At 37.5% G+C, this 26,458-nt stretch carries 24 protein-coding genes, 1 pseudogene and 1 riboswitch; of the genes and pseudogenes, 9 read left to right on the forward strand and 16 right to left on the reverse strand.

The window, feature by feature from the left end; all coding sequences use genetic code 11:
* Positions 1-158: 158 nt before the first annotated feature.
* The 7 genes and pseudogenes from BN999_RS11385 to ribE all read right to left on the reverse strand — a co-directional run bounded on the left by BN999_RS11385 (position 159) and on the right by ribE (position 6,041).
* On the reverse strand, positions 159-833 hold the full coding sequence (locus tag BN999_RS11385) for a hypothetical protein (protein WP_096271485.1): 675 nt from the start codon (positions 831-833) through the stop codon (positions 159-161).
* 94 nt (positions 834-927) lie between these two features.
* On the reverse strand, positions 928-1,980 hold the full coding sequence (locus tag BN999_RS11390; RefSeq protein ID WP_096271486.1) for a C45 family autoproteolytic acyltransferase/hydolase: 1,053 nt from the start codon (positions 1,978-1,980) through the stop codon (positions 928-930).
* Positions 1,981-2,028: 48 nt separating this feature from the next.
* The gene (locus BN999_RS11395; protein ID WP_096271487.1) at positions 2,029-3,906 is read right to left on the reverse strand and encodes an ABC-F family ATP-binding cassette domain-containing protein; all 1,878 of its coding nucleotides are present in this window, start codon (positions 3,904-3,906) and stop codon (positions 2,029-2,031) included.
* Between the two features lie 65 nt (positions 3,907-3,971).
* Positions 3,972-4,154 (reverse strand): hypothetical protein, encoded by a 183-nt coding sequence (locus BN999_RS11400; RefSeq protein ID WP_096271488.1) that lies wholly within the window; start codon positions 4,152-4,154, stop codon positions 3,972-3,974.
* 84 nt (positions 4,155-4,238) lie between these two features.
* Positions 4,239-4,727: a 6,7-dimethyl-8-ribityllumazine synthase gene (ribH, locus tag BN999_RS11405; protein ID WP_096271489.1), complete on the reverse strand. Its 489-nt coding sequence runs from the start codon at positions 4,725-4,727 to the stop codon at positions 4,239-4,241.
* 30 nt (positions 4,728-4,757) lie between these two features.
* Positions 4,758-5,375, reverse strand: a pseudogene (ribB, locus tag BN999_RS11410) (3,4-dihydroxy-2-butanone-4-phosphate synthase); the annotation flags it as partial.
* A gap of 12 nt (positions 5,376-5,387) precedes the next feature.
* Complete coding sequence (ribE, locus tag BN999_RS11415; RefSeq protein ID WP_096271491.1) at positions 5,388-6,041, reverse strand: riboflavin synthase; 654 nt, start codon at positions 6,039-6,041, stop codon at positions 5,388-5,390.
* 142 nt (positions 6,042-6,183) lie between these two features.
* Positions 6,184-6,332, reverse strand: a riboswitch (FMN riboswitch).
* A gap of 177 nt (positions 6,333-6,509) precedes the next feature.
* Here ribE and BN999_RS11420 point away from each other — a divergent pair.
* Positions 6,510-7,499, forward strand: coding sequence for a DmpA family aminopeptidase (locus BN999_RS11420; RefSeq protein ID WP_176481952.1), 990 nt, complete (start codon positions 6,510-6,512; stop codon positions 7,497-7,499).
* A 397-nt stretch (positions 7,500-7,896) separates the two neighbouring features.
* Here the strand turns inward: BN999_RS11420 and BN999_RS11425 are convergent, their stop codons facing one another.
* Together BN999_RS11425 and BN999_RS11430 are read right to left on the reverse strand one after the other, a co-directional pair.
* The gene (locus tag BN999_RS11425) at positions 7,897-8,796 is read right to left on the reverse strand and encodes an RluA family pseudouridine synthase (protein ID WP_096271493.1); all 900 of its coding nucleotides are present in this window, start codon (positions 8,794-8,796) and stop codon (positions 7,897-7,899) included.
* Positions 8,797-8,808: 12 nt separating this feature from the next.
* Positions 8,809-9,039: an excisionase family DNA-binding protein gene (locus BN999_RS11430; RefSeq protein ID WP_096271799.1), complete on the reverse strand. Its 231-nt coding sequence runs from the start codon at positions 9,037-9,039 to the stop codon at positions 8,809-8,811.
* 148 nt (positions 9,040-9,187) lie between these two features.
* Here BN999_RS11430 and BN999_RS11435 point away from each other — a divergent pair, with 148 nt between their 5' ends.
* Entirely contained in the window at positions 9,188-10,540 is a 1,353-nt protein-coding gene (locus BN999_RS11435) for an alpha/beta hydrolase (RefSeq protein ID WP_096271494.1), read from the forward strand.
* A gap of 83 nt (positions 10,541-10,623) precedes the next feature.
* On the opposite strand, the gene BN999_RS11440 is transcribed toward BN999_RS11435, so the two are convergent.
* On the reverse strand, positions 10,624-11,049 hold the full coding sequence (locus tag BN999_RS11440) for a transposase (protein ID WP_176481953.1): 426 nt from the start codon (positions 11,047-11,049) through the stop codon (positions 10,624-10,626).
* Positions 11,050-11,344: 295 nt separating this feature from the next.
* Between BN999_RS11440 and BN999_RS11445 the strand changes: the two genes are divergently transcribed.
* The 3 genes from BN999_RS11445 (at position 11,345) to BN999_RS11455 (ending at position 15,063) form a co-directional block, all read left to right on the forward strand.
* Positions 11,345-12,217: an AAA family ATPase gene (locus tag BN999_RS11445; RefSeq protein WP_096271496.1), complete on the forward strand. Its 873-nt coding sequence runs from the start codon at positions 11,345-11,347 to the stop codon at positions 12,215-12,217.
* A gap of 14 nt (positions 12,218-12,231) precedes the next feature.
* Positions 12,232-14,139, forward strand: a complete 1,908-nt coding sequence (locus BN999_RS11450; RefSeq protein ID WP_096271497.1) for a vWA domain-containing protein — start codon at positions 12,232-12,234, stop codon at positions 14,137-14,139.
* Positions 14,140-14,391: 252 nt separating this feature from the next.
* Positions 14,392-15,063, forward strand: a complete 672-nt coding sequence (locus BN999_RS11455) for a hypothetical protein (RefSeq protein WP_441339067.1) — start codon at positions 14,392-14,394, stop codon at positions 15,061-15,063.
* A gap of 11 nt (positions 15,064-15,074) precedes the next feature.
* On the opposite strand, the gene pdxR is transcribed toward BN999_RS11455, so the two are convergent.
* Positions 15,075-16,508 carry a MocR-like pyridoxine biosynthesis transcription factor PdxR gene (gene pdxR / locus BN999_RS11460; protein ID WP_096271499.1) on the reverse strand — a complete coding sequence of 478 codons (1,434 nt, stop codon included), beginning with the start codon at positions 16,506-16,508 and terminating at the stop codon, positions 15,075-15,077.
* A gap of 130 nt (positions 16,509-16,638) precedes the next feature.
* Between pdxR and pdxS the strand changes: the two genes are divergently transcribed.
* From pdxS to BN999_RS11475, 3 genes are all read left to right on the forward strand, one after another.
* Complete coding sequence (pdxS, locus tag BN999_RS11465) at positions 16,639-17,526, forward strand: pyridoxal 5'-phosphate synthase lyase subunit PdxS (RefSeq protein ID WP_096271500.1); 888 nt, start codon at positions 16,639-16,641, stop codon at positions 17,524-17,526.
* A 95-nt stretch (positions 17,527-17,621) separates the two neighbouring features.
* Complete coding sequence (gene pdxT, locus BN999_RS11470; protein ID WP_096271801.1) at positions 17,622-18,209, forward strand: pyridoxal 5'-phosphate synthase glutaminase subunit PdxT; 588 nt, start codon at positions 17,622-17,624, stop codon at positions 18,207-18,209.
* A 137-nt stretch (positions 18,210-18,346) separates the two neighbouring features.
* On the forward strand, positions 18,347-19,954 hold the full coding sequence (locus BN999_RS11475; RefSeq protein WP_096271501.1) for an amidohydrolase: 1,608 nt from the start codon (positions 18,347-18,349) through the stop codon (positions 19,952-19,954).
* A gap of 32 nt (positions 19,955-19,986) precedes the next feature.
* Here BN999_RS11475 and BN999_RS11480 read toward each other — a convergent pair whose 3' ends face one another.
* Both BN999_RS11480 and BN999_RS11485 read right to left on the reverse strand, forming a co-directional pair.
* Complete coding sequence (locus BN999_RS11480) at positions 19,987-20,721, reverse strand: sulfite exporter TauE/SafE family protein (RefSeq protein ID WP_096271502.1); 735 nt, start codon at positions 20,719-20,721, stop codon at positions 19,987-19,989.
* A gap of 181 nt (positions 20,722-20,902) precedes the next feature.
* On the reverse strand, positions 20,903-22,933 hold the full coding sequence (locus BN999_RS11485) for a catalase (protein ID WP_096271503.1): 2,031 nt from the start codon (positions 22,931-22,933) through the stop codon (positions 20,903-20,905).
* Between the two features lie 116 nt (positions 22,934-23,049).
* Between BN999_RS11485 and BN999_RS11490 the strand changes: the two genes are divergently transcribed.
* On the forward strand, positions 23,050-23,241 hold the full coding sequence (locus BN999_RS11490; RefSeq protein WP_096271504.1) for a YbxH family protein: 192 nt from the start codon (positions 23,050-23,052) through the stop codon (positions 23,239-23,241).
* A 229-nt stretch (positions 23,242-23,470) separates the two neighbouring features.
* Here the strand turns inward: BN999_RS11490 and BN999_RS11495 are convergent, their stop codons facing one another.
* From BN999_RS11495 to BN999_RS11505, 3 genes are all read right to left on the reverse strand, one after another.
* Positions 23,471-23,656 carry a DUF2187 family protein gene (locus BN999_RS11495; protein ID WP_096271505.1) on the reverse strand — a complete coding sequence of 62 codons (186 nt, stop codon included), beginning with the start codon at positions 23,654-23,656 and terminating at the stop codon, positions 23,471-23,473.
* Positions 23,657-23,860: 204 nt separating this feature from the next.
* Positions 23,861-24,475 carry a cadmium resistance transporter gene (locus BN999_RS11500; protein WP_096271506.1) on the reverse strand — a complete coding sequence of 205 codons (615 nt, stop codon included), beginning with the start codon at positions 24,473-24,475 and terminating at the stop codon, positions 23,861-23,863.
* A 134-nt stretch (positions 24,476-24,609) separates the two neighbouring features.
* Positions 24,610-26,409, reverse strand: a complete 1,800-nt coding sequence (locus BN999_RS11505; RefSeq protein ID WP_096271507.1) for a M3 family oligoendopeptidase — start codon at positions 26,407-26,409, stop codon at positions 24,610-24,612.
* Positions 26,410-26,458: the final 49 nt, after the last annotated feature.

The following is a 26,458-nucleotide window of genomic DNA, read 5'->3' on the forward strand; positions in this document are numbered from 1 at the left end:
TCCTCCCTAGAATTTTTCAGATAATTGCATTCAGAAGATTCGTCGTCTTGGACAAATATATGTCTTATTTTGATGAAACAAATTAAAATGTTACTATTTTCCTATTTACCTAAAATGGTAAAAATAAAAAAAAGCCCCCTAAATTGGGAGCTTCTAGATCAAAGATCTTCAAGGATACGGAAGACTACTTTGTATTTTTCTTCATCCATTAAGTCTGTAATGTGGACTTGTTTTCCATGGCCGAAAATCACTTCTGTGTCGGTCATTGCAATGACCATTGTTTTAGTGTTATTTTCCACGTCTAAGAAGACATCACCAACAACTGGTTTGACTATATCCTCATCACTATCAGTTAAGTAGGTAATAGACTCGTCTTGAATTTGTTGTTCTTCTGGGACAAGACTTTTATCGTAATAGGCGATTTCTTGACTTGCTTCTTGCCTTCCTGGAACCATTACGACATATTCATGATGTTTTACCCCATTATCTCTTGTTGTAACTACATTTCCATCTTCAATACTGGCTACTTTTTCAATCGAATTTAAAGAATAATGATCAAGAAAATCTGGTGCTGGCTTTGTGATTAATATGTAATCACCAGGATTCGGTTTCACATTCTCATTGATCGTATATCGTTTACCATAAAATATGAATGTATCATTATGTTTCGGCTTATAAAAGGAGATATCATTGGCACTTGTTAACACTTGTTTCATATCTTTCAATCGATATAGATGGACCGATTTTTTAAACATTGGCTTAACAGCATAAACTTTGTGTAACTCATTTTGATAAAAAACAAATTGACCTTTACGAACTTGAAATAACTTCACAGGAATTCCTCCTAGGAAAGAATTTGAATAACGAATAAAAAAAGACTAACCTTATCATTTGTAACAATTCCAGAATTAAACATACTATCTTCCATCATCGTACATTCTTATCCATATGTACAAACGGGAGATCGGTATTCACTGTTCCTAATATTTTCTTGAGCTGTATTTTCTCACCTGCTAGCCATTTTCTAAAATCAAGAACAATCGGTTCCCTGTCACCACCAAGTACAAACCATACTTTTAACTCTTTAGGAAAATAAGCAGAGGTGTGTATAGTACCAGCCCAATTTTTATACTGGTCAGAGAATATCCCTTTATCCGAATCATTCATCATTCGGAAAGCCTGGTATGCGTCTGTAACATGTTGCCTCTGTTTCTCGATTGCCTCCATTCGCCGATAAGAGTCATCTAAATGGTACCGGTTTTCATGAGTCAATTCCTCAAAATGATTCGTACAAACGTTTGATTGACGTACGTGAGTCCCTCGTGGAGTTGCTTCTACAATATAGGTCTCTCCAGTTTTATCTAACACAACATAGCTAAAGGAATGGCGATGTGGGACTTCTTTGAGCATCTGAACAGCTTCCGTGACATTAGCACAATTTTCTAATACCATTCTACCAATCATATTGCATATAAAACCATCCCCAGGCTTCTTCCGATGCATAAAGTTATACCCCATCGTCAGACCTTTCTCATTCATCCCATCCATTCTTCCAGTAATTCTTTGAGAAGGACCAATGACAGCATATCCTTGATCCGTCGGGGAAAAGAGAGTATACCGTCCCTCATATGTTTTTGGATGATAGTCATAATTTCGAACCATATAATCCGAATCAGTAAAAATAGAACAACCACTTCGCATATAGTGAAGACGATAGCCACCAAACTCACGAAGAACTTCCCCAATGTCCCATTTTAATGCATCTTGTAATCCTAAAAGTTCTTCCCAAATTCCAGGGGCAAACGGTAGTATTGCATTTTTCACTTCTTCCTCGTCAATAATGAAGTGTTGTTTTCTGATTTTCCATATTCGTTTTCTATTTTCAATTGTTAAGGAATCCTTTAACAATTCCCCTTGCATCAATCCAAATTCATAGTGAGACCCTCGAAATTGTATGACATCACTGTAGATTTGCTTCACATTGTCACCTCATACTTAAACAATAAGGATAGAACCCATGATTCTATCCTAATGTTGATTTTCTAGTTCTTCAATTAGTAAAGAAAGTTCTTCCCAGCGTTCCATTTTAGTATCTAACTCTTCTTGTACCCGTTGTTGTTCAGCAAATAACTTTTGAACTTTCTCCGAATCACTTCCAGCCTCCACAATTCCTGCTTCAAGCTCAACTATTTTTTCTTCTAAGGAAGCGATTTGGTCCTCAATTTCATTCCATTCCTTCTGTTCCATATAGGAAAGTTTCTTTTTTTGTTTAGGCTTTGGTTCCTCTTTTGTTATCTTAGGGACTTTCTTTTCTGCCGGTTGTTCCTGTTCTTGATACTCACTATAATTCCCATAAAACGGGCTTATTTTACCATTCCCCTGAAATACTAGTAACTTCTCCACCACACGGTCTAAGAAGTATCGATCATGGGAAACTGTAATAACTACGCCAGGGAAATGATCTAAGTATTCCTCTAAAACACCAAGTGTTTGAGTGTCCAGGTCATTAGTAGGCTCATCCAGAAATAGTACATTTGGTTCAGTCATTAGTATTTTTAAGAGATATAGCCGCCTACGTTCTCCACCGGACAATTTGCGAATATAATTATATTGCTCCGAACGCGGAAATAAGAACCGCTCTAACATTTGTTCTGCTGAAATGGCATCCCCGTCTTTCGTGTATACTACTTCCGCAATTTCCTTGATATAATCAATTACACGCATTTCACCATCTAGTTCTTCATCGCCTTGTGTGTAGTAACCTATTTTAACTGTTTCTCCAATGATTACTACTCCCTGATCTGGCTTAATACGTTGTGCCATAATATTTAATAAGGTTGTTTTTCCAGAACCATTTGGACCGATAATACCAACTCTATCTCCAGGAATAATTAACTGACTGAAGTCACTTATTAGCTTACGTCCTTCAAAAGACTTTTCAATTGATTCTAGTTCAATAACTTTTTTCCCAAGGCGGGTAGAGCCCACTTGAAATTCAACATGGTTATTATCTGTATGGAAAGTCTTTTCCTTCATGTCATGAACTCGTTCTATTCTAGCCTTCTGCTTTGTTCCTCTAGCTTTAACACCAGCTTTTAACCATGCAAGCTCTCTTCTTAATGTATTAGCATGCTTCTGTTGGTTACTACGTTCTAATTCTTCTCTTTCTGCCTTCTTCTCCAGGAATATCTCGTAATTTCCTTCGTACACATATAAATTCCCTCTATCCAGCTCAAATATCTTATTTGTTACTCGATTTAAGAAATACCTATCATGTGTAACTAGTAATAGTGCTCCCTTAAAATTTTGCAAATATTTCTCTAACCATTCTACAGTCTCATTATCTAAATGGTTTGTAGGCTCATCTAATATGAGTAGATCCGCAGGTTGAATTAGCGCTTTAGCGATAGCAATCCGTTTGCGCTGTCCACCAGAAAGCTGCGTTACACTTTTATTAAAATCTGTTATTCCAAGCTTTGTTAGAATTGTCTTTGCAGTAGTATTAGCTTCCCAAGCTTCGTGCTCATCCATCTTTTGTTGAGCTCTCATTAAAGCTTCTTGAACCTTCTCGTCATTTGGTGATTCTGCTAGCTTTTGCAGTGTCGATTCATATTCGCGCATGACTTTCATAATCATTGCATCACCATAGTAGATTTGCTCAATTACAGACAAGTTAGGATCTAATGATACTTCCTGTGGTAAATACTCAATCCGATAGTCTTTTGGAGCTTGGATGCTTCCTGATTCAGATGAATCTAGACCAGCAATAACTTTTAAAAAGCTCGATTTCCCTGTACCATTTACTCCAATTAAGCCAATACGATCCTGTTCTGTAATGGTACATGTTAAATCTTTAAATAATATCTTATCTCCATAAGACTTTTGTAGGTTTTCAATTGTTAGCATAGTAGCCCTTCCTTATAAGAATGCATAATGCCTAGTTCCAGACATGACCTGCATTCTCTCTTTAATTATTCATTAGAATTCTTTTTACTTCGAATGACTTCTTTCACCAATAGCACTATTAATAATAGTAGCCAAGACGAGACAATATAGAAAATCATTTTACTTAATTGATTCATTTCATCTAAGAAAAATAGCATGCCTATCCAAACAGCAGCCATGATTAAGATTTGATATAGTAGTGGTTTCATACTAATCCCCCCTTAGATTCTAAATAATAGTTTACATGACACATTCATATTTTACCATTTGTTAAAAAAAACCGGGGATAACAACTAATTGTTGCCATCCCCGTTTCGTAAAAATTGGTTTATTATATTTGCCATCTCGATAGCTGATATAGCGGATTCTGATCCTTTATTACCAGCTTTAGTCCCAGCACGCTCTACGGCTTGCTCAATCGTTTCGGTAGTAAGCACCCCAAAGATTACTGGCTTCTCAGTATCTAATGATACGCGGGAAACACCTTTTGCCACTTCACTACTTACAAAGTCAAAATGTGGTGTTGCCCCACGAATAATCGTTCCTAAGGTAATTACTGCATCATATTTATCATTTTGAGCCATCTTTTTAGCTACTAATGATATTTCAAATGCACCTGGAACCCAGGCAACATCAATGTTTTCCTCTTGTACATCATGTCTTTTCAATGTATCAATCGCACCATCTAATAACTTACTTGTAATAAATTCATTAAATCTTCCAACTACGATTCCAATTTTTAAATTACTACCGACTAACTTTCCTTCAAATGTTTTTCCCATTTTTGTTCTCTCCTTTTTTTATTTCTCTTATTGTTTCACCTGTTCTATTTGATTTTGTCGATATGCGACCAGATCTTCAATGGATATTAGTTTCAAATCGAGTTTCTCGGCCATTTCCAAAAGATCAGGTAATCGAGCCATTGTCCCATCTTCTTTAATAATTTCACAAATGACACCAGATGGCGATGCACCACTTAGAATCGCTAAGTCAATAGCTGCCTCTGTATGTCCTCGTCGAACAAGAACGCCACCTTCCTTCGCAATTAGCGGGAACATATGGCCAGGCTTTTTAAAATCCGTACTATTGGCATTAGGGTTTACAATTTCCTTAATTGTTTTTGAACGCTCTTCTGCACTAATTCCTGTTGTTGTACTTTTATGGTCAACACTAAGTGTAAAAGCTGTTCCTAATGGATCTGTGCTTTGTTCGACCATCATCGTAAAACCTAGCTTCTTTGCAAGCTCTTGTTGGATAGGGACACAAACTAGCCCTTTTCCATGTGTAATCATAAAGTTTATAACAGCCGGAGTTACCCTATCTGACAAGGCTATAAAGTCTCCTTCATTTTCTCGGTTTTCATCATCAACGACGATAATTGGTTTTCCTGCTTTTAAATCTTCCACTGCTTCTTCAATTTTATTAAACATACTTGTCATCCTTTACATAAAACCATTTTGTCTTAATAAATCTGTCGATATCCCCGATTTTTGTGATAGCTTATCTTGTTGATTAAATAATTGATGAACATATTTTGCGAGCATATCACATTCAATATTTACTACATCACCTTGCTTCTTTTCTCCTATAACCGTTTCTTGAACTGTAAGAGGAATCAATGAAATAGTAATGATATTCTTATTTACGTTAAAGATTGTTAGACTTGTCCCATCAACCGTTATCGACCCTTTAAGCATTAAATATTTTCCTAATTCTTCTGGAACTCTTATATCATAATAAATAGCATTTTCTTTTCTTTGTTTACGTGTAATTTCACCAGTTCCATCAACATGACCTGAGACAAAGTGACCACCAAATCGACCATTAGCTGCCATTGCTCTTTCTAAGTTTACCGATGACCCACTATTCAAATCCCTCAATGAGGTAGATTTAATTGTTTCAGGCATAACATCTACTTGAAATTCCTTCATTGTGAAATTCGTAACTGTAAGACAAACCCCATTAACGGATATACTATCTCCAAGCTTTACATCACCCAATATCTTCTGGGCTCCAATTGTCATTTCGATTGAGTTCTCGGATACTTTTTGAATGCTACTCACGATACCCTTTTCCTCAATGATTCCTGTAAACACTTCTATCACCCTTTCTCTGTAAAATAAAAAACCCCTGATTTCACTTCAGGGGCATAAGGGCAGAATTTTACGCAAACATAACAAGCTCAGGAATAAACAAATGCTAAAAGCATAAGAATTCCAAGCCTACTTGTTTCCTACAAAATTCCTTCTCCCATCCAGACTATACTGTCGGCTCTGGAATTGCACCAGATCCACCGTAAGAACTTAACAGTTCTCACGGGTCACGGACTTAGAAGTTTTAGCTTCATCACCGCCGGTTGGGACTTTCACCCTCCCCCGAAGGAATACATAAAAATATTCAATTTTGTTAAGTATAAATCCTTTTTTATTCAGATTCAACTTTATTTCATAGGTTACTCACCTATAGGTTTCCTATTTTTACGTAAAGGTGTCTAGTAACCACGTGATTATCCAGTCATTATCGTACATAATATAGATATAAAAATAATGCATGGGGGAATTTATATGGGATTAGATAAAGGCAAAAAGAATTGTATTACGGACGTCGAGGGTGTGCAAGTTGGCCATAAAACTTTATACGAAAAGTTAAATGAGGAAGAAACTATTTGCACAGGAGTAACAGCAATCCTTCCACATTCAGGTAATCTTTTCTATGACAAAGTAAGGGCAGCAAGCTATGTTATAAATGGGTATGGAAAAACTAGCGGACTCGTTCAAGTGGAAGAGTTAGGTTTAATTGAATCACCAATTATGCTGACAAACACCCTAAGTGTAGGTCCTGTCATGGAAGGAACTATCACCCATATGTTAGAACAAAATAAAGAACTAGGAAGCTCTGCAGGAACATTAAACGTAGTGGTTGGAGAATGCAATGATGGCTTCTTAAATTCAATGCGACGACAAGCAGTAAGACCGGAACATGCAATCGAAGCCATTCAAAACGCTAAAAGTAGCGCATCAGAACAAGGCGCAGTTGGTGCTGGAAAAGGCATGATTTGTTTTGGTTATAAAGGCGGAATCGGAACCGCTTCCCGAATCGTTACAGCAGCAGGGGGAAAATATACGGTTGGTTGTTTAGTACTTAGTAATTTCGGAGAAGGTGATGATGCATTATTTGCAGATTTCCCTAAAAAGAAAAATCCGAATAGTACAGATGGATCCATTATGATGATTGTTGCAACTGATGCTCCACTGTACGATAGACAACTAAAGCGACTGGCAAAACGCACTGCTGCAGGGCTTGGCCGAGTTGGGAGCCATATGAACAATGGCAGTGGTGATATTGCCATTGCATTCTCTACTAGTAATACATACCCACATAACGCTAATGAACATCTAGATTCTATTTCTTATCTGAGGGATGACCATAAAGCAATGAACCAATTATTCCAAGCAGTCACCGAGGCGACTGAAGAAGCAATTATTAATTCACTTAAATATGCAGAAACCACAGTTGGACAGCGCGGGAGAATAATTGAAAAGGCACCACTATAATGTGGTGCCTTTGATTTGGAAATATGAACTAGTCTCATGCTTCAGGGTCTTGGGTGGATGGTAAACGATTTCGGGTGCATGCTTTACAATACCGGGGCATCCTCCATACTCATGGGCACATGATTCGCAATGTGGGGACCATCCTACTCACTACCGGACGCATGTTTCGCGATAATGGGGACATGCTCTTCTCCATCGGGCGCATACTCCAGGATTTCGGGGACATGCTCTTCTCCATCAGGCACATACTCCGGGATTACGGGAGCATGTTACTCTCCATCGGGCACATACTCCGAGATTACGGGAACATGCTACTCTCCATCGGGCGCATACTCCGGGATTACGGGAACATGCTCCAAGATATCAGAGACATACTACCCACTCCCGGGACCACCCACTACCTACTCTTCGCCATAAACGACTTCGGCTCATCCGCTCTAAATAACATTAATTTATCTGTAACAGGATGATTGAATGATAGTACTTTTGCATGTAGACCTAATCTTCCAATTTCATTTGTTTTTGCACCATATTTTTTATCCCCTACAACAGGGTGACCCATGTCACTCATATGTACGCGGATTTGATTTTTACGTCCTGTTTCTAGTTTTGTCTCTAATAGAGTGAATTGTTTATTTCCTTGGATACGTCGGTAATGTGTGATGGCGAGTTGACCACCTTTATCTTGTGCCGAGTACATTTTATGAGTTTTACTTTCCTTTAACCATGATTTTATGGTTCCTTCTGGCTTCTTTACTTCCCCTTCAACCAATGCTAAGTAAGTGCGCTCTTTGACAATTTCTTTCCAATTATCTTGGAGCTTTCGTTTCACTTTTTCACTTTTGGCAAACATCATGACTCCAGAAGTTTCCTTATCCAGTCGGTGAACAACAAATACACGATTAGCAGGATTTTTTCTTCGTACATGTTCCATTAACTGATGTAAAACAGTCCTATTTTTCTCTTTCTCAGTTGCAATTGAAAGGATACCTGCATCTTTATTGATAACAATAATCGAATTATCTTCAAATAAGATTTCAAGTCCAATCAATGTACTTTCCTTAACTGCAACTTTGTTCTTTAACACACTAACTTGCTGGCCAGGCTTTAGTAAATAATTGTGCTTTGTCTCAATATGATCATCAATTTTCACCTGTCCACGAGTTAGTATGGATTTAACAGAGTTTCTACTTCGATTAGACATCTGTTCTAATAAAAATGGCAACAATTCTACCTGTTTCTTAACTTCAAAATTCATTGTCCCGTTTCTTTGTTGCTCTTGTTTTCGAAATGACATGTTTATAGTCTCCTAATCTTCATCTTTTACATCAATGTCTTCAGGAATTGGTTCATGTAAGTATTCCTGAATCATTAATTTGTACTTTTCTACTTGCTCAAAATGAGTGGTAAACTGTTCTTTATTGATAAGATACTGTTCCCCATCATGTATGGCTCTAATTTTCCCTTGCAATATTAGCGACTTCACTCTAATCTCATTCATGGATAAATAATCTGCTAGTTCTGGTATTGTTACGTACATTAAGAACACATCCTTTTCCCCTGAAATTATCATGAAAGTGAATAACCAATCCTAACTTTACTAAATTATTCAATAGTAAAATTGTCCTATATATACTATAATCACCTTATAAATAATTTACAGCAACTAACAGGAGAATTATACACGAATGCATTTAAAATTAGAAAACATAACTATTAATTATACTTTATATAATTCCCCAAAAAAGAATACGGATTATATTGTTTTGATTCATGGTCTGGGTTTAGACTCCTCAATGTGGGAACCGTTAATCCCTTGCTTACAAGACCATTATCATATTCTAACGTTTGATATGAGAGGTCACGGCGAAACAGTTGGACAAACCGATCATATCACTTGGGATCTATTAATAGAAGATTTCTATTCTTTAACATCTAAACTTCAGCTAAACGAATTTCATTTGGCAGGTTTAGGATTTGGTGGGAACCTTGCAGTTAAATTCAATGAGAAATATCCGGAAAAAGTCAAGAAGATCATTTTAACTTCTACTTACATGTATTTCCCTGAGAATATTACAAAAAAGGAATTACAAAAGCGACAGAAACTCGTCACCGATGGGAATATGTCGGAGCTTTCTAAGAATATGATACATCAGATTGTTCATAACCTTACACCGGAGATAGAACTGCTATTATGGAAGGCATATGGAAAGGTTGATCAAAAAACTTACTTCAACCTATTAAAAATGCTTGCAGAAACGGTTTCACTTGAAGACTTAAGAAATATTGATAAGGAAGTACTTCTTATCCAAGGTGATAAAGACCCCCTCTTCCCTATCCAGCAGACTAATCTTTATCAAAGTTATTTAAAGGACGCCGTTAGCTATACTGTACCGAATTCCTCTAATCTTGTTCCATTAGATAACCCTTCTAGTTTCTCCACATTAGTTGGTAATTTTATCAAAGAAGGAAATAACGGTAACTTTACTACGATTATGGAACAAGAGTTTACCAATAACATTGAAGACCTATTTTCCAATTCATTTGAGACCCTGGAAATCAACATCATTAATGGATTCTCTGTAAAGTACCAAGGTGTTGAAGTAGAGGGAAAGTGGAATCAACGTAAGGCAAAAAACTTATTAGCTTATCTTGCTTATCACAATCCTTCTACAAGAGAAGATCTGATAGAAGAGTTTTGGGGAGAGAATGACCTAAGTAGTGCACAAAATAATTTGCGAGTCTCTTTAAATCATCTTAAACGGATTTTACGCGAACAGCAGTTAGAATCCCATTTACAAATCGAACGCGATCATATTAGTTTATCTGGAGACATATCTTTCGACCTATCCAACTATATGCATCTTCTTCAAGTGTGTAGTGCAGAAATAAATCCATTAAGAAAGAAAGCATTATATGATGAACTTAAACACCTATATCAGGAAAGAATGTTTCTTGATATGTATGATGAGTGGCTACTATCCATCCAACAGGAAATTGATGCAAGAATATACGCACTTACTAGGTCTATAGAACCATAAAAGAATTTCAGTTTATACAAAGAAGCTTGGGGCTATTAGTACCCCAAGCCTTTTTAAACTGCAAGTTTGTTTCCTCTATAAGTCTAATTATTTACCTCACGTTGTCTATATTCTAAAAACTCGACCTTAGGTACATCTAACGCACTACAAAGGGAATCAATTGGATATTGGTTCTCCAAAGTTTCGATGGCCTTATACTTTTCCTCATCCCCTTGAAGAAGAATTTGCAAATATGATTTCAAGGCCTCTACTTCAATTTTTAATTCTTCTATCTGTTTTTCAACCGACTTGTTATTCATTACTTTTTCTATATGATGGATAGATCGCTCAAAGGCATTTGGACCTTCTTTTTTATATTTTTTGATCCATTCATAAACGTTGTCACGATGTCTAATGCCCAAGTCTTGGACGACTTCTTGAACAGGTTGTTCTTCGTCTAGTACACGTCGAATCGCTTCTAATTTTATCTGTTTACTGTATCGGCTGTATGGCTGTCTTTTATTTTTCAACCCCATCACCCCTATTACTAAAAGATAACCGTTTTTTCTTATTTAGATACTATTTATTATACTGAATTCACCATTACACATTCATTACATAATCGTAAAGGTGAGTTGTTATTAGTCCTTATGTCATGGTCGAAGGATGGAAGATTGGGTAAACTATTTCTATCAGGATGGTTAGCAATCCGGTCTACTGGTACAAATCAATAAATATCATCTTCACTGTCGATGGCGTAATACCATTCTTTTGTGATTCTAATAAAAAAAGCTTACAATGTGTTGGAGGAAAGGAGATACATCTATGAATATAAACTACCAATTACCCAATGAAATTACTGAAATTTTAAATCAAAAGAGAAACAATACCGATACATTTCAAGAGTTAATTCGACCTGGTGGTTATATGCCACCAACTACTGATTTACTAATGGATGCCATAACAGCTTTAAGCATGGGGAAAAATATTTTACTAAAAGGCCCCACAGGTGCTGGTAAAACAAAATTTGCTGAAACTCTATCCAACCTATTTAACCAACCTATGTTTAGTGTGAACTGCTCTGTCGATTTAGATGCAGAAAGCTTACTTGGTTTTAAAACATTGACCTATCAAGGGGAAAAACAAGTTATCGAATTTGTTCCTGGTCCCGTCATTAATGCTATGACACATGGTACATTTTTATATATTGATGAGGTAAATATGGCAAAGCCAGAGACCTTACCTTTAATAAATGGTGTACTTGATTACCGAAGAACCATTACAAATCCATTCACAAATGAAGTGATCACAGCAAACGATGGCTTCGGTGTTATTGCAGCAATAAACGAAGGCTATATTGGGACTGTCCCATTAAATGAAGCCTTGAAAAATCGCTTTATCGTATTGGAGATTCCGTATATTGAGGGAGAACAATTGAAACAACTAATTCAATCTAATACGAAGTTGGAAGATGAAACGATGGTTAACTTATTTGTGAAATTATCATCGGACTTAATCCAAGCGGTCATACAAGGAAAGCTTTCTGAGGATGCTGCATCCATTCGCGCTTTACTTGATGCTTGTGATTTGAGTGAACTGATTCCTCCAAAACGTGCCATCCTTCGTTCTATTGTGGACAAGCTGGACGAAGAACGCGAAAGGGAATTTGTGAAGAACTTAGCAGAAACTTATTTTTAGTTAGGAGAAATAGCATGCATGTCTTTAATGATGCGAGGGTCGATACCAATCTATTCTTACAGCTTCAAGACCTTTCCACCGTTTTATCTGGTGATGTAGATCTCAAATTTGATTACAATTATGGATCACTGATTGATCTAGTCGATTATAAACTCACAGCAAGCAGCTTTTGGGACAATACCAATCCATCCATTAAAGAGCCAGGTCTTAAAACTGATGTCTATTTACGTGCACTAGGTACACTGAGACATTCCACTATACCAGAGATGAAGAATTTTGTAGATTCCATCGCTGAATTTGATTTGCCTAAATTTGCTAATCAGTTATTTGCTCTCCTGGAAGACCTCCGTTTAGAGGAAATTATTAAACATGACCGACCTGGAACTGTACGAGCATTTTCTGTTAGAAGAAAAGCATACCAGCATTATTTTGGAACACAATTAGTCGTTAATGCAAATCGAAATTTCCCATTAGATGAACTCTTTTGTTTAATTTACTTACAACTTGCAGCAGACAATCCAGATCCATCTTTCCCAAAGGCAACAACAAGTCAAATTCAACAGCTGGATGAACTTAAACCTCTTCTTTTTCAAGTGTTTGAAGCAAGAAGCACTTTAGACACTACAAGAATTGCGGAACAAATTGTATTTCGTTTAACGGGATATAAGGATACATTAAATGAGTACTTTGTCTTCCCTGTCAGTCATATTGAGAGATACGAGAAAAATACATTATTTGATGAGTTGACTCGTACAGACCCTCTGACAAATTGTGATTTTGAGGAAGTAGACCAGGATGAAAGTGAATACTTTGATCAAGAGTTTTCCACTTGGCACCGTGAAAATAAAAATGAAAATCGCAAACAGAATTTCCTTCAATTTGAATTAGAGCAGGGTACAAAGACTAGTATCTTAGGTGGTGGTGCTCGCGAAACTGAAGACGGTGACCAAGCAATGGCCTCTATTCAAAGCGCATCCGGTCAAAGTAAGCAAAATGACTACTCTGAAATGGAAGCATTGGAAAAAGAAGAGACATCTCGTAACGGTGGCCAGTCTGATGAATTTGGCGAAGAAAATAAACATGCTGTAAAAATTGACAAACCGGCAACAGATCCTACTAAAGATGATATGGAGACTTATCAGAATTTCGTTTCAGAAATAGAACCATATAAACGAAAGCTAGCGAAAACGATTGAAAAGACGATTGAACATAAGAAAAATCAACCTAGGCAAGACCTTGTTTTCGGAAGGCTATCTAAGAAACTACTACCAATCGTATTAGATGAAAATCCTAGAGTCTTTTATAAAAAGAATGAGGATTCTAAGGAATTTGATGCGGTATTTACCTTACTAGTGGATTGTTCTGCCTCCATGCATAACAAAATGAATGAAACTAAGCGTGGAATTGTACTTTTCCATGAGGTTTTGAAGTACTTAAAAATCCCCCATTCTATTGTCGGATTCTGGGAGGACGCAAATGAGGTTAAGAAAGATTATCAACCTAATTACCTACATCGAATTCACTCATTTTCCGATTCATTCTATGAACAAAATGGACCAAAAATTATGCAATTGGAACCGGAAGAAGATAACCGCGACGGATTTAGCATAAGGGTTATGACAAAAGAACTCATAGAAAGAAGAGAAAAGAATAAGTTTTTACTCGTATTTTCTGATGGGGAGCCCGCTGCTGCTAATTACGATCAAAACGGTGTTGTAGATACTAACCTCGCAGTTACAGAAGCAAGAAAAAAAGGAATTAGTGTTATAGGTATGTTCCTAGCCAATGGAGAAATTCAAGAACGCGAAGACCTAACCATGCAAAACATATATGGAAAAGAACGCATTATGGTCCCAAGCGTCCAAGAACTCCCCGAACACTTTGCCCCCTTACTAAAGAAACTCTTACTGAAATTGGTATAGAGGAAGGAAAAGGTGCCAGTGGGCTGGAGGAGGTGCCTGTCACTTCCCGAAGTTTGTCGAAGCCCTTTTGTGGTGTAGTAGTTTTTTAGAGAGTGTTTTTCCATAGGGAACTCACCTATCTTAAGACTTTCACCTAACCCCCTATCCCCGAATAGCATATAACATATGTATGTTAATGGGGAGTGAAGAGAAAGGGGATATTTCAGGCACCATATTATTCAGCCTGGTGATAATTACTATGCTTTAGCACAGTTGTATCATACAAATGCCTATCGAATCATTGCAGCAAATCCACAGGTGAATCCATATTATTTACCGATTGGGCAACCAATTAGGATACCTGTAACAACACCAGTAGATCAGATGCAACAGCCAAGTCATTGTATTACCCAGGCAGAATTAGATTATAGAAACGATAACCGAAGTCTATGGGAAGAACATGTGGCTTGGACTAGAATGGCGATTATTAGCCTGATTTTTGATTTACCAGATATTGATGAGGTACTGGCTCGACTATTGAAAAACGCTACTGATATGGGCAATATGATCCGTAGACTTTATGGCGATACAGTTGCTTCTACGTATAGTAATTTAATTAAAGAACATCTATTAATTGCAGCTGATCTAGTCAAGGCGGCTTTAGCAGGGAATACGGCAGAAGCTGAAGAGGCAGAGAGAAAGTGGTATCAAAATGCTGATGAAATTGCCGTATTCTTAAATAGTGTAAACCCTTATTTAACCGAAAGCGCTGTTCGCGAAATGTTTTATGAACATCTGGATTTAACGAAGCAAGAGGCAGTTTACATGATGAACAAAGAATATGAGAAAGACATACAAGTCTATGATGAAATAGAAAAACTAGCTCGTGTTATGGCAGATGCTATTTCTGATGCAATGATTAAGCATTACCCAAACATGTTTTAAAGAAAAACCTGTCACTCCTTCGACAAATTTCGGGGAGTGACAGGCACCATGATATTCCAGCTTTTTAGTAGTGATGTTATTGCTTCTTCGAGTTTTGTTTCTGGTATTCCTGCGAATCCTAGGATGATGTTTGGTTGGGTGTTGTTTTGTTTGTCCATTGTGTAGGTGGATAGTGGGTATATTTTGATTCCTTCTTGTTTGGCCCTTTTAACTAATTCCTCTTCATCCATACCGTTATTTACTTCTAATACAACATGAAAACCTGATATATCTCCTGCTACTTTTATTTTATTATCATATGTTTTAAGTAATTCTACGGTAGTCTCCATTTTCCTCCGATAGACTTTCCGCATCCGGTTGAGGTGTTTTTCAAAATCTCCTTGTTTCATAAACTGTGCTAATATATGCTGATCAATTCTAGATACGGTGCATTGAAAGAATGATAATTCCTTTTGATAGCGCTCCATTAGTCCTTTTGGAAGTACCATATAACTGATCCGAATCGATGGAATCAATGATTTGGAAAAAGTCCCTAAGTAAATCACTTTTCCAGCTTGGTCCATACTTTGTAAGGACGGAATCGATTTTCCGCTATAACGAAATTCACTGTCATAATCGTCTTCAATAACAAAGCGATTACTCCGATCAGCTGCCCAGTTCAACAATTTTATTCTTCTATTTGCCGAAAGCACAGAACCATATGGAAAATGGTGGGACGGTGTTACATATAGAACATCTATCTTTAAGTGCTCAAGAGAATCTACTTGTACCCCACTTTCATCAACTTTAAGTGAACATACTTCATTGGGATAGTTTTTAAGAATACTAGATATTACATGATAGCCAGGGTCCTCAACACCGTAAGCCACCTTAGGCCCTAATAATAAAATCAATTGCTGTAGTAATGTCTCCACCCCAGCACCTAGAATAATATCGTCTGGTGAGCAATGAACCCCTCTAGCTTGATAGAGATAGTTTGCAATCTCCTCTCTTAGTACATATTCCCCTTGCCTATCTCCCATTAAAAGCAGGGATTGATGCTCTTGGTTCATTATGTTTTTGGTGTACTTTCTCCATTTTGCAAAGGGAAAGTTCTCTGTATCGATCTTACTTGGATGGAAATCATAGCGAATTTCTTGTTCCTCTTCCTTGGGAGTTTTTTGCTCTCTATTAGCCGTTTGGACATACTCCAAATCTTCGTAGGTCAAAACGAAAAAACCCTTCCTCGCTATTCCCTCCACATACCCTTCCGCCACTAGTTGCTCATAGGTTGTTTCCACTGTATTTTGACTAACTTTTAGAAATTCAGCGAGCTTCCGCTTCGACGGTAACTTTGTCCCATATGGGATTCTCCCTTCCAAAATTTCCGTTTTTATAAACCCATACAACTGTTCATAAAGTGGTATCTCGTTTTCACGGTTCAAATCACACGATAACATTTCCATTTTTACTAATCTCCTTCACTGGCATCATTAAAATCTATTAATCTGACACTTTTAACAATGCCAACTACCTACTATAATAAGATAAAATTTTAAATTTAATCAACTAAATGAATTGACTGGAGTGTTTGAATTGGAAAGACAACTAGGAACTGAGATTGTAAAAAGAGGTATGGCTCAAATGCAAAAAGGTGGCGTTATTATGGACGTTGTCAATGCAGAGCAAGCAAGGATAGCTGAAGCAAGTGGCGCTGTTGCTGTAATGGCATTGGAACGAGTACCTTCTGATATTCGTGCAGCTGGTGGAGTTGCTAGAATGGCAGATCCCCGTATAGTCGAAGAAGTAATGAACGCTGTAACTATTCCAGTAATGGCAAAAGCCCGTATCGGACATATTGTAGAGGCACGTGTGCTGGAAGCAATGGGTGTAGATTATATTGATGAAAGTGAAGTATTAACACCTGCCGATGAGGAATTTCACCTTCTAAAGAGTGATTTTACCGTACCATTTGTTTGTGGTTGTCGTGATTTAGGTGAGGCAGCTAGACGTATTGGTGAAGGTGCCTCTATGCTTCGTACAAAAGGGGAACCTGGAACAGGAAACATTGTAGAGGCAGTACGACATATGCGCAAAGTTCAAGCACAAGTGCGTAAAGTTACCTTGATGAGCGATGATGAATTAATGACAGAAGCTAAAAATTTAGGTGCACCATATGAAATCTTAAAGCAAATTAAAGCGGCCGGAAAATTACCAGTAGTAAACTTCGCTGCAGGCGGTGTTGCAACACCGGCAGATGCCGCACTAATGATGGAGTTAGGCGCGGATGGGGTCTTCGTTGGCTCAGGTATTTTCAAATCCGAAAGCCCAGAAAAATTCGCAAGTGCCATTGTTCAAGCAACTACATACTACAACGACTACGAACTAATCGGAAAACTATCCAAAGAACTCGGCACACCAATGAAAGGCATCGAAATATCCAAACTAAATCAAGAAGAAAGAATGCAAGAACGCGGCTGGTAGGAGAAAGGTGCCTGTCACTCCCCGAAATTTGTCGAACAAATGGATACTGGTCACTAGTTGACTTTTTCCAGAAAGGCTGTGAGTATGTGAAGAAGATTAAGATTGGTGTTCTCGGACTACAAGGAGCCATTCAAGAACATATTAATCAAATTGAGATGCTAGGCTGTTTTGGAGTTATAATTAAAAATCCAGAGCAACTAGAGGAAGTAGACGGATTGATCCTACCTGGTGGGGAGAGTACTGCAATTAGGAAGCTTATCGATCGATATGGATTCTTTGACCCATTAAAACAGTTCAGTTCCAATCATAAACCTATCTTCGGAACCTGTGCTGGTATGGTATTGGTCGCCAAGGAATTATCCGAATCACAAGATAGTCATCTCGGTTTAATAGATATTTGCGTCAAGCGCAATGCCTTTGGTAGACAGAAAGAAAGCTTTGAAGCAGAGCTTACTGTAAAAGGTATAAAAACATCATATCCGGCAGTCTTTATCCGCGCACCGTATATAGAGAGAGCGAATGAAAATATAGAGATACTAGCAACTTACGACAATCAAATTGTTGCCGCTAAACAGAATCATATTTTAGTAAGTTCATTCCATCCCGAACTTACTGGTGATACTAGATTTCTTCAGTTATTTGTTGATATGGTTAAAGAATCTCTAAAGACAACGGTAAATTAAAAGCCAAACAAACCAAAAGGAATAATCCTATTGGTTTGTTTTTTTATCCTGATTATATTTTTTATGTGTACATAAAACTAACATATAATATAAAATTAGGTCATTACCATGATACTTATCTAAAGGAGAATGATTCCATGCCCGTATCACCTGATATGATAATAATTGGAAATAATGTCTTTACAGGAACCGATGACCACCCAATATCAGCTGCTATTTTAATAAAAGAAAACAAAATAACAAACATCATAGATAAAGCAAAGATAAACGATTATATCTCAGAAGACACCCAGTTACTTGATTTTGGCAACAATCTAATCATGCCTGGATTTCATGACTTCCATATTCACCTATTACTAGGCAGCATGCTGACCAATAGTGTTCAGCTACAAGATGCTACATCTGCAATGGAAGCAGCCAATTTAGTGAAACAATTTGCACTCGAAAATCCTGACCTTCCCATCATCATTGGTAGTGGTTGGGATAACAATGCCTGGGTAGATAGCAAGGTAGTAGACAAGCGCTATTTAGATGAAGCTGTGTCTGACCGTCCAGTTATACTATATCAAGCGGAATTCCATAGTGTTTGGGTAAACTCTATCATGCTAGAGGTGGCAGGGATTAACAACCAAACGCCTAATCCTGAATTTGGAGAGGTAGTTAAAAACGAGAACGGCGAGCCAACAGGGCTATTATTAGAACATGCTGTCGGATTAGTCACGAAAGCCATGCCCATGGATCTAAATCGTAAAGAACAGCTGTTAGAACAGTTTTTACAAGAAGCTGCACAATATGGTGTAACTGCCGTTCATGATCTGCTTAGGCTACCCGAAATGAGCACAGAAGAAGCTACTATTTATGCAGACTTTGAGAAAAAGGGAAAACTAACTGCCCGGATCCATTTTGTAGCTCCTTTGAATGGCGATATATCCGAGGCAAAAAGGCTTCGAGACGAACATCATACCGATATGGTGCAGTTTACTGGTTTTAAGCAATTCATTGATGGTGTAATCACTAGCTATACTGCATACTTAGATGAGCCATATACTAATAGACCAGAAACGTCAGGTGGAACTGTTTTTCCAGAGGACTTGATTAAAAAATGGACAATTGAAGCAGACATGGAGAATTTTTGTGTTCGTTTCCATTGCGTTGGCGATAAAGCAGTAAAATTAGCATTAGATACTTTTGAAGAAGCACAACAACAAAATGGGACACGAGACAGTAGACATGCGATTGAACATATCGAAATGATTCAACAAGATGATATTCCGAGGTTTGGGGAATTAGGAGTATTAGCTTCTATCCAACCAGAACATATAAATGGCTCCTCCTATGAAGTCTTCCAAGATTTAATTGGTGAGGAACGGATGAAACTATATATGCTCCAGAAAACATTACAGGATGCTGGTGCTACATTAGTTTATGGCAGTGATTATCCGGTTGTTGGACTTAATCCATTATCAGCTATTTATCGTGCCGTAACTCGACTTGATGATGCTGATGTTTGTTGGAATGGTGCTGAAAAGGTAACACTAGCAAATGCCTTAAGAGCTTATACTCTTGGATCAGCTTATGGAGCATTCCGAGAACAAGAACTAGGAACATTAGAGGTTGGCAAGCTCGCTGATTTGATTGTTTTAGACCGTGATCTGTTCAATGTTCCCCCTGAAGAGATTAAGACTGCTAAAGTTATTTTTACTATGGTAGATGGACAAGTAGTTTATGAAAATTCAATAGTTTAACTTCTTAGAGCCAGTTCATTCCTGAGCTGGCTTTACAAAACATTCTCCACAAACACTTGCAAAATAATCGCAATGGTAACAATCCTTAATATTGGCTTTACATATGCGGGTTTTAACCTTTCTGCCAGACGCACCCCTATTTGCGCACCTATAACTGAACCACATAGTAATGATAATGTTACTCCCCAAATAATTACTCCTGAAGAAATGTACATTACGGCAGCACCGATACAACTCGAAAAAGTAGCTAGCCTTGCATAGCCAACTGCTCGTATATAATCTACTTTTAAATATGCGAATAGATAAAGCATCAAAGTCCCCTGTCCCGGTCCGAATATGCCATCATAAATTCCAATACCATAAAGTCCGGGAACACTTAACCTAGTTGGCTTCAGGATATTTCCTCCAGTAAAATTCCGCTTCCCAACCATGGAGGTAATGAAAGCAAAAACCAAAAGAATAATAGCGATAATATATAGGTGTTCAGCAGAAATTAAGCTAGCAACCCAACCACCACTAATCCCACCTAATACACTAATTGGAATTATCCAATAGCACTCCTTCATTGCAATTTTCTTTTGCCTAAACAAATGAAAAAAGCTAGAAAAAGCACTAACCGTGTTGGAGACTTTATTCGCACCAATGCTGGAATGAATAGGGATACCTAATAATAGCATCATTGGTAAACTAATCAGTCCCCCACCACCAGCAATTGTACCTAATGTAGTGGAAACAATACCGGTAAAAAAGATAATCAAATACTCCATTTTCCCACCCCCTGTATTAAGTATAATCCCCTTAACGTATAAGTAAAAATACTATATTCAAATCAATATGTATAACAAATACTTATGGAAACAAAAAAATAAAAATACGCTTAGCTATTGGTAAAGCTTGATAGCCAAACGTATTTTTTACTTCTATTATATTTTCACAGTTTCATTCTCTCTATAATCTATTCCAATGACGATGCATTGCCACCGCTTCCACAAATCGTTTTGCAAAATCGCCACCATCTGAAATAACACCTGGTTGGTTAGTAAACTTATTTACCTGTAACCATTGCACTCCCTCACCAGTAGCCCCAATCGTCTTTTTATGACGAAAAGCCTCATCTAGGAAATGTGCAACCTTCTGATTATACCTCATATCGCTACTGCTTCCACGGACCATATAAACAGCATCATATAATACTGAATCAGCAGTATAAACATTTTGTGTTGCTTCCAGGTTTACACCATTCGTTCCCATTACCATTCCTTGATCTTCACTGATTATGTCTAGCACTAATCCTTCCGCTTTCCAAAACTCCAGTACCGAATTTACTAAAGGACCATTAAAACCATTTGATAGTATCACTGCAACTTTTCTTGTTTTAGCTGACATCGGCGTATTTAATTGACTAAGGGCTGGCGACGACTTTGTAACGCTGGATCCCCCACTATTTGGTGGTGTAACCCCAACATTTCGTGCTACTGTTTGTGCTAACTCAAGGTCTACATTAGCAAATAAATCCACGTTTTGTTGTCGAACTGATTTGTTTTTAACCTTACCGAGTTCAAAGCTAAAAGCATCAATGATATGTTTTTTCTCTGGTTCACTCATACTATTCCAAAATAATGTAGCCTGGGAAAAGAAATCGGTAAAGCTCTTACTTCTTGCACGAACTTTCCGGCCATCTACCTTTTCTTCATAATGTTTATAACCACCTTCCTCAGGTGGTGCCGGAGTAGGTGTGTTTCCAGCCAAGGAATTTCGATGATAGTTTACTCTACCAACATTGATTGTTTGTCTATGGTAACCATCACGCTGATTATTGTGAAATGGACATATCGGGCGATTTATCGGTATTTCATGAAAATTAGGACCGCCTAAACGTATTAATTGTGTATCAACATAAGAAAACAGCCTCGCTTGTAATAATGGATCATTTGTAAAATCTATACCTGGTACAACATTTGCAGGGTGAAATGCCACCTGTTCCGTTTCAGCAAAGAAGTTATCAACATTTCTAGTTAACGTCATCTTCCCAATGATCTTCACTGGAACTTCTTCCTCTGGTATTAGCTTCGTTGCATCCAATAGGTCAAAATCAAATTTAAATTCATCTTCTTGTCTAACAATTTGGACACCTAATTCATATTCCGGGTAATCCCCTCTTTCAATCGCCTCCCATAAATCATTGCGATGAAAATCTGGATCAACTCCCATCAACTTTTGTGCTTCCTCCCAAACGAGTGAATGTGCACCTAGTTTTGGCTTCCAGTGAAATTTTACAAAGAATGCCTCCCCATTAGCATTTACAAAGCGAAAACTATTCACACCAAAGCCCTCCATCATTCGAAAGCTTCTTGGTATGGCACGGTCAGACATAATCCACATGACCATATGTGCATTTTCCGGATTATTAGCAACAAAATCCCAAAAATTATCATGTGCGGTGGACGCTTGAGGAATATCATTGTGTGGTTCAGGTTTAAAGGAATGGACAACATCTGGGAATTTAATGCCATCCTGTATAAAAAAGACTGGTATGTTATTCGCAACGAGGTCATAATTACCTTCGTCTGTGTAGAACTTAGTTGCAAATCCACGGGCATCCCTTGCCGTATCTGCAGAGCCCCTTGCACCATTTACAGTAGAGAATCGAACAAATACTGGTGTTTTTTTGGAAGTATCCGTGAAAATCTTTGCCTTCGTATACCGTTCCATGTTTTCATATAATTGAAATTCACCATGTGCTGCGAACCCTCTAGCATGTACTACCCTCTCCGGAATTCTCTCATGATCAAAATGCGTCATTTTTTCCCGGAAATGAAAATCCTCCATGATGGTTGGACCACGGACTCCAGCTGTTAAGGAAAGCTCATCCTCAGAAACCTTCAACCCTTGGTTCGTCGTCATAAACTTATCCTTATCGTTCACACGAAAAATCTCCAGTTGCTCATCTTTAGGATCATTTTTCCGCTTATCTGCCATTGAATCTACCTCCTCATTCAAAGATATGATTCAGAAGGCAATTTTATCCATGTGAATTGAACAAGACAAGTATGAGAAATACTAAGTCATATAACTTGTAGAGGAGAATGGTCAAAATGGGTGCAATAGAACGTAGTGGTTATCGATTTGAACCGGAATTTAGTGTGATTGAACAGAATGGGGCAATTCATGTATATCGAGATGGTGAATTTCTGGAGGAGATTACCTTTACGTTTTCAGGAAAATATCCACTTGTTGATAAGATTGAGGAACTAGTGGATGAGTATTGTTTGGAGCGAGGATTGTAAAAAGCGGATAGGGTAAAGGGGACAGAGTTTTTAATCTTGGGCATATGCTTGGATATTTACGGTAGAAGGTCGTCTTTAAGAGTACAAGCTTTTAAACTATTGGAGCATATTTACGATTTAAGAGAGCATGATTATCCCAAAAGGGAACATATTTTGGTATTTTAATCCTAACGTTTTCACTTTCTCAACATAAAAAGCCCACTTCATGAGGTGGGCTTTTCATTCCGAACTATACTAAATTATAATTCTTATGGTTAATCACAGTCTTTATTGGTTCGTCGCGTACCTTATTATGACCGATTTCTACTATCACAGAATTATCTCTGACTATCAGAACTTTACCTTTTTTACCTTTATGATCTCCAGTCTTAATTTCAATCATATCGCCTTCATTAGCTTTAACTTGTTCTGTCATGACATTACTCCTTCATTACTTCATTTACATTGTTACTAGTATGACTCATGACATCCGTTCAGATTCACAAAAAGTTATAATAAATACATTCCTGTATACCACATAGTATTCCTACAACAATCACAACTTAAGCAACAAATAATAGTACCTTTACTAGTATAATTATATCATTTTATTACCCTTCGATTATAGAATAAGGCTCGACTAGATAAACAAATCCAAAATCGCTTCAATCGTATCACTTTCTAGCAACACCTTTATTCCAATCCCAATGAAAACAAGTGGAATAATAAACCGTTGAAATCGTTTTACAAATTGATAGATATTTTTCCTAGACCCTACCATATGGCAAATTGCGCACCAGATAGGAACCATGATGATAAAAGTTATGATTGCAAGGGTGACTTCATCCCAAGTTAGCGAAGAAAAATAGGGAACATAAATTGCCAGTTCCTCTGCACCACCTACAATAGCTATAATCGCTACCCTTATGGAAAGGTTGCTGAACATCGATATTTTATTCAGAATTCCAGCACTTTCATCATCATCATCATCATCATCATCTTCCACGAGTTCCATAATCCCTATAAGGATTGGAAGTAGTCCAAGTAAGCCTGTCCATTTTCCAGCAAATGAAATTATACCAGAAGCTACGATAATCACTAACAGGAGAATGAAGGTCATACCAATCTGTTGACCAATATATACTTGCCGTATTTGCTTTTGGTTCTTTGCATGGGCAAATAAGAGAATTAATACAAGCATCTCATCAATACCAGTAGCAATAAATGTTATGATGATGGTTATGATTGTTGCCATTAAACGTTCCCCCTCGAATACAAGCTTGTACTAGAATTATAAGCTTGATTGTGGAGTAATAGACCATGAGTTAGAGCATATGGTTTTTATTCTATAAAAAAGTGCTTATCCATATGGATAAGCACCCCAATAATTTATTGAACAAATTCATTTGTTAATCGAATAAACTCTTCTGTATCTTTTACCATTAATTGAATTCCAGCTGCCCAGAAATCTTCTTTTTTGATATCTACTCCAAGATGTTTCTCTGCAAGGTCTTCCACTTTCATGGAACCTGTATCTTGTAATAACGAAATATACTTATCCTCAAAGCCCTCAGGATTCTTCAGATACTCTGCATAAATTCCTAAGCTAAATAAGAAGCCAAACGTGTACGGGAAGTTATAGAATGGCACACTATCAATAAAGAAGTGTAACTTGCTACACCAGAAGTGTGGGTGGTAACTAGCTAAGCTATCCACATAAGCTTCTTTTTGTGCTTCAACCATTAATTCATTTAATCTTTTCTCAGATACTATTCCTTTAGCACGTTCCTTATAGAAGGCATCTTCAAATAAGAATCGAGCATGTATATTCATAAACATAGCTGTTGCATTTTCTAATTTAGAGTTTAATAATGCAATCTTTTCTTCATTTGTTTTTGCATTCGCAACAGTGGCATTGCCAATGATCGTTTCTGCAAAAGTTGAAGCAGTTTCTGCAACATTCATCGCATAGCGACGGTTCAATGTTGGTAAGTCCTTCATGACATGGCTATGGAAAGCATGACCTAGCTCATGTGCTAATGTACTTGTGTCAGATGGTGAACCTGTGAAAGTCATAAAGATTCTTGATTCACCGAACTCCGGTAGACCAGTGCAATACCCACCTGGGCGTTTATTTGGTCTATCTTCAGCTTCTACCCAACGATTTTCCAATGCATGTTTAGAAAATCCTGCAAGTTTATCACCAAATGATGCAAAGTTTTCAATAACAAAATCACAAGCTTCATCATAAGTGAAACGAGTTGGTTTTGTATTGCCGATTGCTATAGGTGCATCCACATCTTGCCAACCCAATTTTTCCATACCTAATAATTTTGCCTTCTGGCCTAAGAAATCTAGGAAAGGTTGTTTATTATTTGATACCGCAGACCACATCGCATGGAGTGTCTCCTCAGACATACGATTATATTCCAAAGGCTCTTCCAAATGATTCTTATAATCGTGACTCTTTTGAAGAGTAATTCGATAACCATCTAGATGATTAATCGTATCAGCAAAGATAGGACCAAACTTCGTCCAAGCTGCTTCCCAGTTTTCAAAAAGTTGTTTACGAACTTCAGGATCTGGGTCTGCGTACATTCTGTTCATTGCTTGCCCAACAGAAAGTTCCGTCGTTTTGCCTTCTTTATCTGTAAATGGGATAGTCATAATGGAAACAGTCGTATCATAAAGACTGCTCCAAGCTGATAATCCGTCTTTATTTAACTCGGCAATGAGCTTCTCTTCTTCTTCTGATAATAAACGCTTACCATCATTACGGATTTCATTTAATGAGAAGGAAACTTCCTGTAGATCCTTGTCTTCTAATAGTGAGTTCCAATCTTCATCTGAGATTGCAACTAATCTCTTAGTAAATGTATTGGACAGTTTCTGAACTTCACTATATAAGTTCATAATCTGACCCATTACTACACTCGCATTCTCATCATTTGTATAAGCATCATGCCACATTTGGACAAAAGTTCTGGACTGGCCAAGACCCTTGCCAATCTTTTCCTGGCTCTGCAAAATAGCTTTAAAAGCATCAACAGAACTAGTATCCCAATCCTTTAATAACTTACCATATACCTCAATATCTTCCTGAACCGACTTCAATTTAACCTGCAATTCCTCAGACTTAGTTCCCCCAGGAAATATAGTATCCAAATCCCAAGTATCAACGTATCTCATCTTACCCTCTCCCTTTTTTTCGGTGCCTGTCACTCCCCGAATATTGTCA

The organism is Paucisalibacillus globulus (genome assembly GCF_900184735.1).
Taxonomy (GTDB): Bacteria; Bacillota; Bacilli; order Bacillales; family Amphibacillaceae; genus Ornithinibacillus; species Ornithinibacillus globulus_B.

What these genes read in the sequence shown, in the direction of transcription:
- BN999_RS11395 (WP_096271487.1), bottom strand. Translation starts at nt 3,906, where the DNA reads ATGCTAACAATTGAAAACCTACAAAAGTCTTATGGAGATAAGATATTA.
- BN999_RS11400 (WP_096271488.1), bottom strand. Translation starts at nt 4,154, where the DNA reads ATGAAACCACTACTATATCAAATCTTAATCATGGCTGCTGTTTGGATA.
- ribH (WP_096271489.1), bottom strand. Translation starts at nt 4,727, where the DNA reads ATGGGAAAAACATTTGAAGGAAAGTTAGTCGGTAGTAATTTAAAAATT.
- BN999_RS11420 (WP_176481952.1), top strand. Translation starts at nt 6,510, where the DNA reads ATGGGATTAGATAAAGGCAAAAAGAATTGTATTACGGACGTCGAGGGT.
- BN999_RS11425 (WP_096271493.1), bottom strand. Translation starts at nt 8,796, where the DNA reads ATGTCATTTCGAAAACAAGAGCAACAAAGAAACGGGACAATGAATTTT.
- BN999_RS11430 (WP_096271799.1), bottom strand. Translation starts at nt 9,039, where the DNA reads ATGTACGTAACAATACCAGAACTAGCAGATTATTTATCCATGAATGAG.
- BN999_RS11435 (WP_096271494.1), top strand. Translation starts at nt 9,188, where the DNA reads ATGCATTTAAAATTAGAAAACATAACTATTAATTATACTTTATATAAT.
- BN999_RS11445 (WP_096271496.1), top strand. Translation starts at nt 11,345, where the DNA reads ATGAATATAAACTACCAATTACCCAATGAAATTACTGAAATTTTAAAT.
- BN999_RS11450 (WP_096271497.1), top strand. Translation starts at nt 12,232, where the DNA reads ATGCATGTCTTTAATGATGCGAGGGTCGATACCAATCTATTCTTACAG.
- pdxR (WP_096271499.1), bottom strand. Translation starts at nt 16,508, where the DNA reads ATGGAAATGTTATCGTGTGATTTGAACCGTGAAAACGAGATACCACTT.
- BN999_RS11475 (WP_096271501.1), top strand. Translation starts at nt 18,347, where the DNA reads ATGCCCGTATCACCTGATATGATAATAATTGGAAATAATGTCTTTACA.
- BN999_RS11480 (WP_096271502.1), bottom strand. Translation starts at nt 20,721, where the DNA reads ATGGAGTATTTGATTATCTTTTTTACCGGTATTGTTTCCACTACATTA.
- BN999_RS11485 (WP_096271503.1), bottom strand. Translation starts at nt 22,933, where the DNA reads ATGGCAGATAAGCGGAAAAATGATCCTAAAGATGAGCAACTGGAGATT.
- BN999_RS11490 (WP_096271504.1), top strand. Translation starts at nt 23,050, where the DNA reads ATGGGTGCAATAGAACGTAGTGGTTATCGATTTGAACCGGAATTTAGT.
- BN999_RS11495 (WP_096271505.1), bottom strand. Translation starts at nt 23,656, where the DNA reads ATGACAGAACAAGTTAAAGCTAATGAAGGCGATATGATTGAAATTAAG.
- BN999_RS11500 (WP_096271506.1), bottom strand. Translation starts at nt 24,475, where the DNA reads ATGGCAACAATCATAACCATCATCATAACATTTATTGCTACTGGTATT.
- BN999_RS11505 (WP_096271507.1), bottom strand. Translation starts at nt 26,409, where the DNA reads ATGAGATACGTTGATACTTGGGATTTGGATACTATATTTCCTGGGGGA.